Raw genomic sequence first — 16219 nt, 5'->3', positions numbered from 1 at the left:
TACTAAAAATGAAATACTACATCATAGCAGGAGAGACTTCTGGCGACCTACATGGCGCCAACCTTATCCAAGCACTGAAAAAGGAAGACAAAGAAGCTGAATTTCGGATCGTCGGTGGAAACCGTATGCAGCAAGCGTCCGGCCAAACCGCCGTCATCCATACTTCCCAAATGGCCTTTATGGGTTTTGTGGAGGTGCTATCCAATATCCGTATCATCAGCAAAAACCTCAACCTCGTGAAAGCGGATGTATCCGCCTACCAACCAGACACCTTGGTACTCATCGATTTCCCCGGGTTCAATCTTAAAATCGCAGCGTTTGCCAAGAAAAACGGCTTCAAGGTATGCTATTACATTTCGCCGAAAGTATGGGCATGGAACCAGAAACGGGTATTGAAAATCAAGCGTGTGGTGGATAAGATGTTTTGTATCCTCCCCTTTGAAGTAGATTTTTACAGGGAATGGGGTATGGAAGTAGATTATGTTGGCAACCCACTTCTAGATGCTATTACGAACTACACTTACCAGAACAATTTCCTTGAGGAACATCGTCTTGGGGACAAGCCTATCATTGCCATGCTGCCTGGTAGCCGTGAAATGGAAATCAACAAGTTGCTGCCCATTATGGCCAACGTATCGCTGCTCTTTCCTGCTCATCACTGTGTCATCGCTGGCGCACCTAATTTTACTAAAGCATACTATAACCAGCATATGAACGGGCTGGAGCTACCCGTGATATTTGATGCCACATATGACTTGCTCAAACATGCCGAGGCTGCAGTCGTGGCCAGTGGAACGGCCACGTTGGAGGCTGCTTTACTAGGGGTGCCACAGGTCGTCGTATACAAAGCCAATCCCATATCCATCGCCATCGCCAAGATGGTCATCAAGGTTCGCTTCATCTCCCTGGTCAACCTCATCACCAACATGCTCGCTGTGCGTGAATTGATCCAAAAGGACTGCAATGTGGACAGCATAGCCGATGAGCTTGACCTACTTATCAATAACAAAGAATACCGCGATAATATCGTTGAAAATTATGACCTGCTGATGCAAAAAATGGGCGAACCTGGTGCGTCTAAGCGCACGGCAGCATTGATAACGTCCTTTCTACACAGCAATTAACGAGCTACCCGGGGGTCATTGCCCAATGGCATACCATATCGCGCCCACGATGTGCTGTTGGAAGGCAGGTTCGTCAAAAGATTCCTTCGTGTGGCCCAATCCGGTATAAAATGCGCGACCGCCATCGTACTCGTGGTACCACGCGATGGGGTGATAGTCGCCCATCTTGCCGCCTTGGTAAGATTGCTCGTCGAGCTTCATCAACAAGTTTACTTCACGGTTCAAATCCTTCAAGTCGTACCATTCATCCGTACGATTCCACGTCTTTGGGAGATGTTTTGTTGCGCTGTGCTTGCGATCTACCACATGGAGGTCTGCCGCCTGTACCTGCGGGTGGCTCATAAAATAAGCGCCCACCATCTTGCCATACCACGGCCATTGGTATTCGGTGTCGCTGGCCGCATGGATACCCACATATCCGTTGCCCGCTTGAATATACCGCATGAATGCTGCTTTCTGCGCATCGTCAAGCACTGTCCCCGTCGTGCTCAAGAAAACCACCGCCCGGTATTGCCTCAGGCTCTCATCCGTAAACTTCGAGGCCTCCTCAGTATGGTCTACCAAGAAGCCGTGGGTTGCCCCCAGTTGCTTGATGGTTGCAGCCCCTTTTTCTATGTTATCATGTCGGAATCCCGTAGTTTTGGAAAACACCAGTATCTTCGGTTGTGCGTGGACCTGGCAGCCAGTAATCATGGCTAACAGCAAGCAAAATGCAAATCCTGTGGTTTTATTGAAACGCTTCATCTTCGTCGATTTATGCCAATTGATTAGTAGTTAATTTCCGGTAGAAGTCCAGGCTTTCCCTGATCGGCCCTTCCTCCACAAACCTATCGGTGCTGCATTGGCCGATGTCACTGAGCAAGGCGAAACCAATCTTCCCCCCGGTGTTCTTCTTATCACTCTTCATTAAGCCTATAAACTGTTCGTAGGACGCTTCGCTATAGTGATAATCGGGGAAGTGCTTCCGGAAGGTATGGATAAGATCGTCCAGCGCCTCCTCAGGCAGCCCATTGATCCGATGGGATAAGTATCCCTCGCAGATCATCCCTACAGCAATGGCTTCTCCATGGAGCAAAGGCCTGCTGTCATGTGCCAATGAATACCCTTCAATGGCGTGGCCGATGGTGTGGCCAAAGTTCAGGATTTTCCGTATTCCTTTTTCGGTTGGATCCTGCATGACCACCCCATTTTTGATCGACACAGAATGCTGGATATGCGCAGCGGTCAACGCCGACACATCGAGCGCCTTTACCTCTTCATAAAAGCCGGCATCACGGATAAGACCGTGTTTAATCACTTCGGCGAACCCCGACACCAGCTGGCGCTTATCCAATGTCTGTAAGAATTTTGTGGATATAAACACCGCTTTGGGCTGGGCGAACGTACCAATGATATTCTTCACGTTGTCCATATCGATGCCTGTTTTGCCCCCCACGGAAGCGTCAACCTGAGACAACAGGGTGGTGGGTACCTGGATGAAATCTATCCCTCGCTTGAATGTGGATGCCGCGAAGCCTCCCATATCGGTCACCACACCCCCGCCCAAATTGATTAAAAGGCTTTGCCGATCAGCACCAAAATCGAGCATCATCTTCCAAATACCCACACAGAAATCGATATTCTTGTTTTCTTCACCGGGGTCGATCTCAATGACATCATAGCTGTCGAAACCTGGCATTGCAGCTTGCAGCACGGGAAGGCAATGTTCGGTCGTGTTCCGGTCGGTCAGTATTAATGCTTTGGAATAATTGGCCGTCTCGATGAACGTGCTCAGTTCTGCCAACGTATCGTCAAAGATAACATCATAACCTATACTTGAAATATATTGTCCCGTAGGTGTTGCCGTAACGGATGGTGACTGTTCGTCCATATCAATTGATTAGTTTATTTGCGTTCATCGTTTATCTCGCTGTCATCAATTTCAGTTCAAAATCCTTCACCCGTTTATAATAAGGTATAGACGATCTTCTGGCGAATTGTATGAAATTCATGACGATACTATCTCGTTGGCTTTGCGGAATGGTGGCAACGATATCGTTGTCTTTTTCATCCCATATTTTAATTCCCTTTGTACCTTTTATCGAATCAGGGAATTGTTGGATATGCATCAATACAGCCGCATATTTTTGGATTCCCTTGGAATAGGCTGCCAGTGCCGAAGGAACCATCACCGTGTCCGTTTCGATTTTTTCCACCACGGCATCCGGGGCCTTCTTGTCCTTTTTTGCGTTAGCATAGGTCTCCACAGCAATCGCTAAAACATAAGGCTTGTTTGTGTTCTTATTACCACGATCACAAGCACATAATATCACAACCAAAACGAGTAGAAGACACCTATTCATAGATTTATCCGATTAGCTGTACCTGCATGTCCTTATATTCGACTACATCACCTGGTTTCACTTTGAGTCGTTTGCGGTAATCCACGTTATTGTTGTGCTTGACCAAACCCGCCGATACCACAGCCTGCGCCTCACCGCCATGTTCCACCCAATTAAGCACCTTGAGCAATTGGATCAACTGGATATATTCTCCAGTTATTTTATACGTAGTCATGGTGCAAATGTACTGCTTAATTGCCGGCAAATCAACATGTGCGTACAGGAAAAAATATCATTAACACCAAAAACGCAGGTAATAAACAACGTTTGAGCATCCAAAACAAATTTGTGAAAAACAGCAACTTTAGCTAAGTTTGCCACCCATAATTGTAGTACTTAATGGCTCAACAGACGCAACAACAGAACGAGCTTTCATTTGAAAACACAGAGATTGCTTTCAGAGGCAAAAGCAACAAAGATTTAAACAGGGCTTATTGGCTATTTAAGATTTTAGCGAGCAATTTCCTGACCAAGATTGGCCCTCCTGTCACCAATTTCGCTATCCATATCGGCCTACCGATCACTGGTATCATTCGCAATACCATTTTCAAGCATTTCTGCGGAGGAGAATCCATAGCGGGGTGCGCAGAAGCCGTCGATAACCTAGCTTCCCAAGGTGTGGGTACCATCCTCGATTACTCGGTGGAAGGGGAAGATTCGGAAAGGGTATTCAATGAAACTTGCCAAGAAATCCTGCGTACTGTTGAATACGCAAAAGACAACGAAAACATCCCGTTCTCCGTTTTTAAACCCACGGGCTTGGGCCGCTTTGATCTATTCGTAAAGATCAATGGCCAGGAACCACTCACCGAAGCGGAGGAAACAGAATACATGCAGGTAAAACAACGGGTGGAACAGATATGCAGGGCTTGCCATGAGGCGGGGGTAAAGGTGCTGATTGATGCCGAACATTCCTGGATACAGGATGTGATTGATGACCTTGCACGGGAAATGATGCAAAAATACAATCAAGATGCCGTCATTGTATACAACACCTATCAGCTTTACCGGCATGATAAATTGGCTTCGCTCAAAGCGGATTATTACCTAGCTGAAACGGCGGGCTTTTTCCTCGGCGCAAAATTGGTACGCGGTGCATACATGGAAATCGAGCGCAAACGAGCTGATAAAAACGGGTACGCTGCCCCTATCCAACCTGATAAATCCGCATCAGACCGCGACTATGATCATGCCATACACTTTTGTCTCGATCACATCGACAGGGTTGGGTTCATGGCGGGCACACATAATGAGGCTAGCAGCAGGTTATTAGCTGAAGAAATGGATAAGCGGCAATTACTACACAACCATCCCCATGTTCATTTTGCTCAGTTGCTTGGCATGAGTGACAACCTAAGTTTTAATTTAGCCAATGCTGGCTATAATGTTGCCAAATACATGCCATATGGCCCAGTGAAAGCTGTGATGCCCTATCTGTTCAGGAGGGCACAGGAAAACACGTCGGTGGCTGGACAAACTGGAAGGGAACTTTCACTCATCGCCAAGGAAAAGAAGCGGAGAAAATCTACTAAATGACTTCATACATGTTCACACAAGACAAACTAAACACGCTCACCCGCATTAGCAGCAAGAAGCCTTACCGAGCGTTTTTATATGATTGCGATGGCACACTCGCAGATAATATGCATGCGCACAAGGCTGCTTACCGAGAAGCTGCAATAAAATATGGGATTACACTTGACACGGCTATTATCGATGAATTGGCGGGTTGGCCAACTGCGTTGATTGCCGAAGAAATCAATAAGCGGTACCATACCCAAGTACCTCCCCATGAGTTTGCTGTGGAGAAATCGACCATATTTTTTGAGCGCTATATCTCCAAAACCATACCGATAGATTTTGTAGTACAACATCTTAAAGACCATATTGGCAAGGTCCGTATCGGTGTAGTATCTGGAGGCAGCCGTAAAACCGTAACACGAACGCTTACGATAATCGGACTCATCGACCTCATCGAGACATTGGTTTGTGCCGACGATATTGATCGGGGCAAACCGTACCCGGATCCATTCTTAACCGCCGCACAGCAACTCGGGGTTGCCCCCCAAGATTGCTTGGTATTCGAGGATGGCAACCCCGGTGTACAGGGAGCCATTGCCGCGGGTATGGATTGGGTGAGGATTGATGAACTCTGATGGCTTTTATTGATGCACTCCAGCTGCCTCTAGCATCAGGTTATGCATATCGGTGTTGCGAACAAATGGTTTAAGCAACTCCCGTCCGGCTCCATAGACAGCGATCTCCACATGATCTCCAGAATGCCCCATGCTACCCCAACCAACCGAAGTATACCTTTCCTGTATAGCGGCCAAGTCTCTAAATGGCAGCTTATATGGATTATATAACCCATCTTCATTAGGTTCAGTGACGTAATAGGAAAGGATTTGCTTGGCTTCATCTCCACTCACTGCAATATCCTGCGCATATTCAATTCGTTCACGTACTTGAGCCGGGGTAAAATCCCTGGAAATACCCTGTAGTATCCAATCGTTGGTATGCCTGAAATCCATGATACGTTCGAAATTTGTGGTAGCCTTGCTGCCCGAAAACAACCCAGGGTTGGCATTCCCGTGATCTGTGGTAATGATGACCATGGTATCCCCATCTGCCTCGGCAAACGCGATGGCTGTAGCCACGGCCTCATCAAATGCCAGTTGGTCATAGAGTAGTGCGCCAACATCATTGGCATGTGCTGCCCAATCCACTTTACCAGCTTCTACCTGTAACACAAATCCATTAGGATTTTTCTGTAAGTGTCGGATGGCGGTACCGACCATTTCAGCAAGAGCGGGTGTGCCATTCTTCAACGTTTCATCATGTTCCCTATCCAAGGCATAGGGTAAGCCGTCTTGATGGAATACGCCTAGGATCGGCGCATCCTTAGCTCCGGCATCTATGGCCAACATTTCTTCCCTTGTCTTTGCCACTTGGAAGCCACTGGCAGCAAACTTTCCGAAGACATCTTGTTTATCTTCCCTTTTCTCGGCACTAAAAAATTCGGTACCTCCGCCCATCATTACGTCAAATCGTAGGTCGTGGTACATGAGCGCTATACCGGGTTGGTCCGAGCGGCTATTACTGTTCACACAGAATCCCGCGGGGGTGGCATGGGTAATCGGCACGCTGGTCACGCATCCCACGGCTTTATTTGCTGCCTTGAATTTTTGCAGGATGGGTATCGGATGGCTCCCATCTGGTGCGACATTAAGCGCACCGTTGTTTACACGGATCCCTCCTCCCCATGATGAACTTGCGGCCGCTGAGTCGGTCACCAAGCTATTGGCTGATGCCGTATCCATCAATCCCCTGCTTACCACTCCATCATGGTACAATGACATCCATTCACACAACCTGCCTGCTCGGCGTTCATTCAGCATATTAGCCATGCTCAACGTGCCGATGCTCATGCCGTCACTGACCATGAAAATGATATTTTTGGCTGTTTTTCCCGGTGGGTGGCCCAGGTTCCGATCATTATTCCCGGCAATAGACCTAAAGGGCGTTAATACAGTAGCACCCGCAGCCGCAAAGGCTGTATTCCTAAAAAAATCCCGACGTTTCATTAGCAAGTTTATTGATTTAACGCGCTAAAAATAGGAATATAATGTTAATCCTATATGAAGTGATCATCATTTAACTTACGGATGCTTTTGTTAGGTTCTGCCAAATGCCATTTCAATCGCGGCATACAGTTCGTTTAGCTTAAACGGTTTCACCAGATAGCCCCTTGGCTGGGTCTCTTTGGCTATCTTGACGGTCTGATCGTCTGTGTGGGAAGTCAAGAAGATAAAGGGTATATGATAATTTTGATTAAGTACGTGTGCAAGGTCTATCCCCGTTTTATCACCTTGGAGGAAAATATCCAATAAAATCAAGTCTGGCTTGACCACCTCAATGTTATTAAGGGTTTCATGGTAGCTTGGGGATATCCCACAGACCTCATACCCTAAATCTTCAAGCATATGCTGCAAATCCAACGTAATAATCATTTGGTCTTCTACGATGTAGATTCTTTCCATTATAGCTATATCCTTTTTCATGCTTGAATCACTTAAATCACTCCAAATTTAGCCCCCATTCTTACCCTTTGAACCGGATATTGTACAGGGAAAACTCTCCAAATGTATAATGGATAATCCCGGCTAATTGTTTGGTCAGGGAATGAATTAACCTAAATCCCAACGTGTCGTTGTTTTGATTCAATTTTGCTTCAGGGATACCAATCCCATTGTCCTTGAAAATAAGCTCATAATCATTTTCGCCATTGTGCTTCACATGGATATAAATCTCTCCATCTTCACGTTCCACAAAAGCATATTTCAAGGAATTCGTAATCAACTCCGTCAATATCAGCCCCACGGGGATGGCTATATCGATATCCAAGGTAACCTCTCCGGTATCCACATGAATACGTACGTTCTTATTGTTATTGTAAATACTTAATAAATGAACGCCGAGTTGCTCAATATAGTCTTGGATGTTCAATTTATTGAGGCTCTGTTGTTGGTACAGTTTATTGTGGATGAGTGCAATGGAATTTATCCGACTCCTGCTTTCTTTCATCATCTCCACAACTTCCCGGTTAGTTGTTTTCCGAGCTTGGAGACTAAGCAGGCTGTTGATAATTTGGAGATTATTCTTTACCCGATGATGGATTTCCCGCATAAGCAGTTCGTTATGTCTGTTTGTCTGTTTCAGTATTTCATTTTGCACAGAAATTTCGCTGTTTTTAATAACCTCCCGATGTGCCAATTTATCTTTTTCCCGGAAGTGGAAATAAAGGATGCCCAATATAATTAACAATACCGCGATACCAGCAATAAAGCCATATCGTTGGTAGATGGAATTGGAAAGCTTCAGCTCCTGCTCCAGAATTTGTCTTTTAAATTTATCCAATTTATAGTTTTCGCTCATTTCTATTCCCTGACCTATGTATTGGGCAGTGTAGAGGCTATCTCTTGTGTATTCATAGTCATTAAACAACTGGTCAGCCTTACGGAAATCACGCAGGGCATACAATATCTTGAATTGCAGTGCAAAAATAAGGTACTGGTCGTCCTCGCGCTTTTGGTCGGCCAACTTGGTATTTAATTCTTCACAGGCTGCTAAGGCTGCGTTATAATCACCTGTTTGGTACAATGCTTTTGCACGCAATAAGCCATAGGTGGTTTCCAAGCTATCGTTTACAATGGAATCGAGCAATGGCTTGGCCTGATTAAGCACCGCAAACAGCTGTTCTCCATCAAGCAGCTTTTCATAAATTTCACCTTCCACAAAGAGGGCTTTCAAGTGGTTATCAGGACTTGAGGTTACATCAAATTCTTGCTTGGCTTTACGCACATAATAGCGTGCCTGCTCATAATTCCGTTGCCGGCAATAGCTGATACCATATTGCAAATAAATAGGACCGAAGGCGGATAGATAAATTTGCTTATTTGCAAGTTTTTCTGCGTTGTTGAGTACGGAAATCGCACCATCGTAATCCTTTGAAACGCGATTGTGATAATTAGCGAGTTGAATGCTCAATTCGATCTGATTGACATAATCCCGTTGGTCCTCAGCGACATGCAATCCATTCAGAAAATTCAGTAAAGCGGTATAATTCCTTCCTTGATTCATGTAAATTTCACCCAATCTCCTATAGCAGTCTGGCAAATTGTCTAAAAATTGACCTTGAACGTATAGCGAAATAGCTTTCTCGAAATACCGACTGGCAACGTTCATTGCCCCCTTTTGTTCATATACACATCCCGTATAGTAATATCCATCAGACACACCTTTTTCATACGCTATATCGATAGACATTTTCCATGCCTTATTGATAAAATCATCCGATTTCTTCAAATCATCTTTCATGGAAAGGAAGGCATCCGTATACCAATCGTTGATAATAGCCGTGTCCTTTTGCAATAGGGAAACATTGGTTTGGAAAGCATAGGTAGCAGAACCATAAATTACCATTAAAAAAAGAGGTAATAAGTAAAAACGCATACGACTATTTTTCATCCGAAAAAATTATTTTTAAGCTCTCATAATACGTTTAAATACTACTTCAACCGTTGATACTTATCGTAGTAATTAACGTGCGAATTTTATCCGACACGGTATATCAGTACCGTCCGGCAATCCACAAAATGGTTAGGTATCCCTCTGGTCCGTCTCATAAAGCCCTACGCTCAGTATGGATGGGGCTAAATTGCATAGCTTAACATTCGACTCCCGTCGGAGTGCATCTTGCAATCCCAAATAAATCAATAGGTAGATTTTAGGTGTTTGGTTTGGTGATTTTAACTAATTATCGGCCAAATGTAGGTGTTATTCTATTAATAATCAAACTTATCGGGCGTTAAATAATTACGATTTACAAACAGGACATTTAAAAGTCGCTCAATACACGGGATATGTCAAAATAACAGCAACTTGAACGTGAACAAGGTTAAAATCCTGTTATAATCCGGATCCCTCCGTTGGTAAAATCCATTTCTTCACGTGATAAGCTTCCGATTGGGAGCTTGAAATAGGGTTCTATGGAGAGTGAAAATTTACGAAATAGTGGTACTTTACGGCCTACGGAAAAATTAACAAAACCCGTATAGCCTTTTCCCTCCAAAGGTTGGTAAGCAGTTCTTTCCGATGAATAGGTGGCCTGCACGGCGGATTCCAAATCCTTATTCGAACCGCTTTTCTCGAATGTGGGCTGGTTGATACCACGGTCCACAAGATGATTGGTGCGCTGTTCGTTCAAAACAGTCAGGAAAGAAATGCCAACTGAAGTGTAAAACCCTTCCGTGATGTTATACCGCAAATCAATCGGTATATCCAAAGCCAACAGGTTGCTCGTCACGGAGGTAACCTCCTTGCGATTTGAAGAAGCTTCACTTACAAAACCCTGATTTTCCGAACCGTATATTGGGGCAGCTTGCATATCTGAGTTTGCCATTGGCTCATAGTTTGGGTTTTGCCCTAAGCCCAGTTGACCGACCGATACACCTGAGCTTAATGAAAACTTGTCGGATAATCGATATGCAATGGCAATCCCCCCTCCCATATTTACCTTTTCGTTAGTGAGGGATGGCGAAACCACCAGCCCTAAATCCCATTTCTTGAAATCGCGCCTTGCTTCTGTAGCCTTTTCTGGATACTCATTATCCAACATGTCCTTACCGAACGATTCGTTTCCTGGGAATTGCTCTATGCCTCCATCGGCTAGTAATTTGGCATCATTCGAAACGGTATCATGGTCAACCCTAGCTGTCATAAGTTCCTCTTTTGAGTTCGCCTCTTCTGGATCTTTAGAATCCTCCACAACCCTCGCGTTACTTGCGAGTATTTGTCCGCTAACAGGTAAAAATGTGTCTTGACGGCCTCTTGCATATGTAGGCACCTCGGCTTCTATGGACTTGGCACCAGCCAGCTGTTCTCGGCTTTGGGTTGTTTGCCTTGGTGCCGCCAATTCCACGGGATCTTGGGGTTTATCCGCTATTTCGGCTGTCGGTTGTTCCTCTGTTCTTCTTAGCTCCCCGGTGGGTTGTACGATATCATGTTGCACCACGTCCAATTCATCGGTTTGTCGATCGAACAAAAACAGCCCCATGGCCATCAACAGCAGTGCCGCCGCACCCCAATAAGGCCATTGCACCATGCCTCTCTTCTTTGGGATGCCGTATTTGGCCGAAAACCGCTCCCATGCCCCCTCTTTATAAGGTTCAGTATGGTTGCGCAGCGTTTCTGCCATCCGTTGAATCAGTTCCTTATTTTTCTTACTTTCGTTCATCTCAGCATTTGTGATCGCTGTATTATTGAAATCCGGCCGTGATATTTATCGATTCCAAGTAAAGCTTCCGTAATTTCTTCTTGGCACGGGTCAAATAGGTACGGGACGTGCTTTCAGGAATGTCAAGCATGGTCGCAACCTCTTCATGTGAATACCCTTCTACTTCATATAAATTGAATATCGAGCGTTGTATATCTGGCAATTGTGCCAATAGCTTTAAGATATCCTCTACATGCAAATTCCCAGATACTTCCACATGTTGCTGCTCCATACCCCCTTCATTCATTTCGTCCAACGCGACAAATTGTTTTTTGCCCCGTAAAAAATCAATAGAGATGTTTACGGCTATGCGGGCCAACCATGCCCTAAACGATTTTTCAAATCGATCACCCAAATCTCCATTATTGAATGTTCCCATTTTACCAAAGGCCCGTATGAAACTTTCATTCGTCAACTCTTCCGCATCATACGTATTTTTGACATAACGCAATGTTATTGAACGGACATAACCATAGCAGCTTTTGTAGATAAATTCCTTGCTCCGTTCATCCCCATTTTGGGCACATTCCCTCACTGCACGCTCCAATGATGGGGCATGCTTTCCCTTCAAGTATCGGATATTGAAACTCACTATAAGGCTACAACACTATTAATCAGCTTGTTAATTTACAACACAAATATACGCTCAATTTATGGGGTATGTAGCCTGCCTTAGTAAAAAATTTAACTCATGCGCCATACATGCTTGAATATCACTCACTGAGTAGATGACGTATGTCGCATTTAAAACGCTACACTTGTTTAGTTGGTAAGTCCGGAAGTCGGAAAGTTAGAACGCGGATAATGCAGATCATGCGGATTTACACTAATTATTATTTATTCAATCCGCGGTTATCCGTTCCATCCGTGTTCCATATTGTAAATCAGGCGCATTTTAGCTATGTTTGCCGCATAATAGCAAGACCGTATGAGTATCGTATTATCTGAACAGGAACTACAACGTAGACAGGCGCTTACTGCCCTGGAGCAATTAGGTATCAACCCCTATCCTGCTAATGCTTTTGAAATCAATGCTACCGCCAGCGATATCTTGGAAAACTATGAGCGGGATAAACTCAACTATAAAAATATCCGTATCGCTGGTCGGATGATGAGCCGCCGCGTGATGGGCAGTGCTTCTTTCATTGAATTGCAGGATGCAACCGGGCGAGTTCAGGCCTACTTGAAGCGCGATGACCTTTGCCCAGATGAAGACAAAACCCTGTATAACACTGTTTTCAAGAAATTACTCGACATCGGCGATTTCATTGGCATCACTGGTTTTGTTTTCACCACCAATACAGGCGAAATTTCCATCCATGTGCAAGAACTCACGTTGTTGGCAAAATCATTAAAACCCTTGCCTGTGGTTAAGTCGGCGGATGGCAAGACGTTCGATGCGGTTACCGACCCTGAATTCCGTTATCGTCAACGTTATGTGGATTTGGTGATCAATCCTCAAGTGCGCGATACATTTGCAAAGGTATCCAAAGTGAAAACATCCATACGGGATTTCCTCAACGAAAGAGGAGCCTTGGAAGTAGATACACCTGTGCTGCAGCCCATTCCGGGAGGTGCGGCGGCTAGGCCCTTCATCACGCACCACAACGCACTTGACATTCCCCTCTACCTGCGCATAGCCAATGAGCTATACCTCAAACGTCTCATAGTGGGTGGCTACGATTGGGTATATGAGTTCAGCCGCAACTTTCGGAATGAAGGCATGGATCGTACGCACAATCCCGAATTTACCGTGCTGGAATTTTACGTGGCCTACAAGGATTACCTGTGGATGATGGAAATCACGGAAAAACTATTCGAGCATGTGGCGCTAGCCACCAATGGCAATACAACGCTGCAGGTGGGTGATCAGGAAATTAATTTTGCAGCACCATACCCCCGTGTAAGCATCTATGACGCCATCAAGGAACATACTGGATTCGAGGTAGACGGAATGGATGAAGGTGGGCTGCGTGATGTGTGCAAGCAACTGGGTATCCCCACCACGGAAAGCATGGGCAAGGGCAAGCTCATCGATGAAATTTTTGGTGAGCAATGCGAGCACCATTATATACAGCCTACATTTATCATTGACTACCCTGTGGAAATGAGTCCGCTCACCAAAAAACACCGCAGCAAGGCAGATTTGGTGGAACGCTTTGAGTTGATGGTCAACGGCAAGGAGCTGGCAAACGCCTATAGCGAACTGAATGACCCCATCGACCAGCGGATCAGGTTTGAGGAGCAGCTCAAACTCATGGAACGCGGTGATGATGAAGCCATGTTTGTTGATTACGATTTCCTCCGGGCATTGGAGTACGGCATGCCACCCACTGCAGGCATTGGTATTGGTATTGATCGATTGGCAATGCTGATGACCAACCAGCAAAGCATTCAGGATGTACTGTTCTTCCCGCAGATGCGTCCTGAAAAGGGAGTAAAACATGCGGGTTTGGAGGACTATAAAGCGCAAGGCATACCCGAAGAATGGATACCCGTGTTACAAAAAATGGGATTCAACACCATCGAAACGCTGAAAGCGGCGAATCCCAACAAAGTTTTTAACGACTTGGGCGGACTACGTAAGAAAATGAAGTTGGATATTCCAATGCCTACGAAGGAAGAGGTTTTAAAGTGGTTTGAATAATCAAACCAATGTTTTCACGCAACGCGCGTGAAAATTGGCCGCAAGTAAATCAATTGGCTTTCGCTTGCAGAGCCATCGCATACAGCTTCATCTGCTTTATCATGGATAGCAGTCCATTAGCCCGTGTGGGTGAGAGGTGTTCCTATGGAATCAAAGCAAGCTATACTTCCATCACAAGGTACTCCGATACTTGCCGGTCTTCCGAGGAAAAACTGATACCAATGGCTGTTTTCTTGCGGGAATCCGTGGCATACGGAGCCAGGTAGCCGCGGTCCAGTATCTGCTGGAGCGCCTCACTGGCCGTACCGTCCATCGCGGCACGGTACATCGTGGTACGATCGCGCTCGTAAAATAAAGTAAACGCATCTTTGGAAGTGAATGGGCGGCAGCGATGTCTATACTTGGTTTAATCATTGTACCATCCACCGGATCGGCTGCGTCCAATGACTTACCCCGTGCTTGTTGCGTGCCCGCACACGGAAATAGACAGCGCCAGGGGTAAATCCTTCGGCATAATCCGTCTACGAACGCGTGGTTACGCGCAGCTCACCCCAGATGGGGTTGCCCCGTTTATCTACCGCTGTCGCAAAGCAATAGTCGTAGAACATATCGCGCCCAACGGGCTTGAAATCAAAGGCGACTTCCCCTTTCGGCGTTTGGCCAGCACGGGAAAACCCGAACTGTACAACTTGGCCAGGTTTCCGTCGCCAACGACATTTACGTACATGGCCAATTTCTGCAACAAGCCGGTTTCGTGCCAGACATGAAACCGTTCCACGCCAGAACGGGTCCATGGAACGTCCGACCGGTCCCATGGGAATATTGGATGTAAACCGGGTGAAGCCTGGACGGGTTCGGGTGAGACAGACCCGAACCCATGTGGAATACAACCGAACCCATCTGGAAAGCGGACGGGTTCAATTTAACGTTGGAAGCAACCCGGTTGGGACCGGAAGTAACCCATCTGGAATACAACCGAACCCATCCAGAACGCGGATGGGTTCAACCCAACGTTAGAAGTGACCCATCCGGCGTGGGAATGGGTTCAGGTGGGACAGAACCGAACTCATGTGGAATGCAACCGAACCCATCTGGAACGCGGATGGGTTCAACCCAACGTTAGAAGTGACCCCTCCGGCGTGGGAATGGGTTCAGGTGGGACAGAACCGAACTCATGTGGAATGCAACCGAACCCATCTGGAACGCGGAAGGGTTCAACCCAACGTTGGAAGTAACCCGGGTGGGACAGAACCGAACCCATCTGGAATGCAACCGAACCCCTCTGGAGTGCGACCGAACCCATCTGGAACGCGGATGGGTTCAACCCAACGTTGGAAGTAACCCGGTTGGGACAGAACCGAACCCATCTGGAATGCAACCGAACCCATCTGGAGTGCGACCGAACCCATCTGGAACGCGGATGGGTTCAACCCAACGTTGGAAGTAACCCTGTTGGGACGGGAAGTGACCCGTCTGGAACGTAACCGAACCCATGAGGAACGCGGAGGGGTTCAATCCAACGTCGGAAGTAACCCGGTTGTGTCAGAACCGAACCCCTCTGGAATGCAACCGAACCCATCGGGAGTGCGACCGAACCCAACAGGAACGCGGATGGGTTCAACCCAACGTTGGAAGTAACCCTGTTGGGACGGGAAGTAACCCGTCTGGAACGTAACCGAACCCATGTGGAACGCGGACGGGTTCAACCCAACGTTAGAAGTGACCCGGTTGGAACGCAACCGAACCCATCTGGAACGCGGACGGTTTCAACCCAACGTTAGAAGTGACCCGGTTGGGACGGAAAGTAACCCATCTGGAACGTAACCGAACCCATCTGGAACGCGGACGGGTTCAATTTAACGTTGGAAGTAACCCGGTTGGGACGGGAAGTAACCCATCCGGAATACAACCGAACCCATCCGGAACGCGGATGGGTCCATGTCGGTGTGGGACGGGTTCATGTCGGTGTAGACCCAACCCGGTTGGACGTCGGAATAAGGCGCAAGCCCGCCAACCGGCGGATAGTTTGGGTAACGGCTACCGCCGGAACGGGCGGAAAAGGAACCATCCAACGATGGCTAGGGCATCCGGCGTGTATCGCGATGCGGGAGGGTGTGGTAGTGTAACATGAACTGTGTCATCCGGATCAACCTATTCCTAAACACTGTTTTGATCCAGTCGCAGCCTTTCACCAAATTTAATATAAAGCTGAGAGATGGTCAAGCCCCAATTG

17 protein-coding genes are annotated in these 16219 nt (G+C 46.6%); 6 read left to right on the top strand and 11 right to left on the bottom strand.

Annotated features, from left to right (window positions below; all coding sequences use genetic code 11):
- Positions 1-8 precede the first annotated feature (8 nt).
- Positions 9-1124, top strand: coding sequence for a lipid-A-disaccharide synthase (gene lpxB / locus NF543_RS21750; protein ID WP_257670311.1), 1116 nt, complete (start codon positions 9-11; stop codon positions 1122-1124).
- A gap of 15 nt (positions 1125-1139) precedes the next feature.
- Here the strand turns inward: lpxB and NF543_RS21745 are convergent, their stop codons facing one another.
- The 4 genes from NF543_RS21745 to NF543_RS21730 are packed head-to-tail and all read right to left on the bottom strand — an operon-like array spanning position 1140 to position 3680.
- Complete coding sequence (locus tag NF543_RS21745; protein WP_257670310.1) at positions 1140-1868, bottom strand: ThuA domain-containing protein; 729 nt, start codon at positions 1866-1868, stop codon at positions 1140-1142.
- A gap of 10 nt (positions 1869-1878) precedes the next feature.
- Positions 1879-2994, bottom strand: coding sequence for a 3-dehydroquinate synthase (gene aroB / locus NF543_RS21740; RefSeq protein WP_257670309.1), 1116 nt, complete (start codon positions 2992-2994; stop codon positions 1879-1881).
- A 31-nt stretch (positions 2995-3025) separates the two neighbouring features.
- The gene (locus tag NF543_RS21735) at positions 3026-3466 is read right to left on the bottom strand and encodes a hypothetical protein (RefSeq protein ID WP_257670308.1); all 441 of its coding nucleotides are present in this window, start codon (positions 3464-3466) and stop codon (positions 3026-3028) included.
- 4 nt (positions 3467-3470) lie between these two features.
- Positions 3471-3680 (bottom strand): RNA-binding S4 domain-containing protein, encoded by a 210-nt coding sequence (locus NF543_RS21730; protein ID WP_257670307.1) that lies wholly within the window; start codon positions 3678-3680, stop codon positions 3471-3473.
- Positions 3681-3844: 164 nt separating this feature from the next.
- Here NF543_RS21730 and NF543_RS21725 point away from each other — a divergent pair, with 164 nt between their 5' ends.
- Both NF543_RS21725 and NF543_RS21720 read left to right on the top strand, forming a co-directional pair.
- Positions 3845-5041, top strand: a complete 1197-nt coding sequence (locus NF543_RS21725; protein WP_257670306.1) for a proline dehydrogenase family protein — start codon at positions 3845-3847, stop codon at positions 5039-5041.
- 8 nt (positions 5042-5049) lie between these two features.
- Positions 5050-5661 carry an HAD family hydrolase gene (locus NF543_RS21720; RefSeq protein ID WP_257670305.1) on the top strand — a complete coding sequence of 204 codons (612 nt, stop codon included), beginning with the start codon at positions 5050-5052 and terminating at the stop codon, positions 5659-5661.
- A gap of 6 nt (positions 5662-5667) precedes the next feature.
- On the opposite strand, the gene NF543_RS21715 is transcribed toward NF543_RS21720, so the two are convergent.
- From NF543_RS21715 to NF543_RS21695, 5 genes are all read right to left on the bottom strand, one after another.
- Positions 5668-7089, bottom strand: coding sequence for an alkaline phosphatase (locus tag NF543_RS21715; RefSeq protein ID WP_257670304.1), 1422 nt, complete (start codon positions 7087-7089; stop codon positions 5668-5670).
- A 90-nt stretch (positions 7090-7179) separates the two neighbouring features.
- A complete protein-coding gene (locus NF543_RS21710) occupies positions 7180-7545 on the bottom strand; it encodes a response regulator (protein ID WP_257670303.1) in 366 nt (121 codons plus the stop codon).
- A 61-nt stretch (positions 7546-7606) separates the two neighbouring features.
- The gene (locus NF543_RS21705; RefSeq protein ID WP_257670302.1) at positions 7607-9532 is read right to left on the bottom strand and encodes a tetratricopeptide repeat-containing sensor histidine kinase; all 1926 of its coding nucleotides are present in this window, start codon (positions 9530-9532) and stop codon (positions 7607-7609) included.
- Between the two features lie 430 nt (positions 9533-9962).
- Positions 9963-11300 carry a hypothetical protein gene (locus tag NF543_RS21700; protein WP_257670301.1) on the bottom strand — a complete coding sequence of 446 codons (1338 nt, stop codon included), beginning with the start codon at positions 11298-11300 and terminating at the stop codon, positions 9963-9965.
- Between the two features lie 22 nt (positions 11301-11322).
- Positions 11323-11931: an RNA polymerase sigma factor gene (locus NF543_RS21695; protein WP_257957547.1), complete on the bottom strand. Its 609-nt coding sequence runs from the start codon at positions 11929-11931 to the stop codon at positions 11323-11325.
- Between the two features lie 336 nt (positions 11932-12267).
- On the opposite strand from NF543_RS21695, the gene lysS reads away from it, so the two are divergent.
- Positions 12268-13986: a lysine--tRNA ligase gene (lysS, locus tag NF543_RS21690; protein ID WP_257670299.1), complete on the top strand. Its 1719-nt coding sequence runs from the start codon at positions 12268-12270 to the stop codon at positions 13984-13986.
- Positions 13987-14146: 160 nt separating this feature from the next.
- Here the strand turns inward: lysS and NF543_RS21685 are convergent, their stop codons facing one another.
- Entirely contained in the window at positions 14147-14314 is a 168-nt protein-coding gene (locus NF543_RS21685; RefSeq protein ID WP_257670298.1) for a PD-(D/E)XK nuclease domain-containing protein, read from the bottom strand.
- Between the two features lie 193 nt (positions 14315-14507).
- Positions 14508-14801 (bottom strand): hypothetical protein, encoded by a 294-nt coding sequence (locus NF543_RS21680; RefSeq protein WP_257670297.1) that lies wholly within the window; start codon positions 14799-14801, stop codon positions 14508-14510.
- 62 nt (positions 14802-14863) lie between these two features.
- Here NF543_RS21680 and NF543_RS21675 point away from each other — a divergent pair, with 62 nt between their 5' ends.
- Complete coding sequence (locus NF543_RS21675; RefSeq protein WP_257957546.1) at positions 14864-15109, top strand: hypothetical protein; 246 nt, start codon at positions 14864-14866, stop codon at positions 15107-15109.
- Positions 15110-15848: 739 nt separating this feature from the next.
- Positions 15849-16112 carry a hypothetical protein gene (locus NF543_RS21670; RefSeq protein ID WP_257670295.1) on the top strand — a complete coding sequence of 88 codons (264 nt, stop codon included), beginning with the start codon at positions 15849-15851 and terminating at the stop codon, positions 16110-16112.
- Positions 16113-16219: the final 107 nt, after the last annotated feature.

The sequence above is a fragment of the Parapedobacter tibetensis genome (genome assembly GCF_024704835.1).
In the GTDB taxonomy this organism is placed as follows: Bacteria; Bacteroidota; Bacteroidia; order Sphingobacteriales; family Sphingobacteriaceae; genus Parapedobacter; species Parapedobacter tibetensis.
The sequence above is the reverse complement of the archived record's forward strand: the minus strand, read 5'-3'. Positions and strand labels throughout refer to the sequence as shown.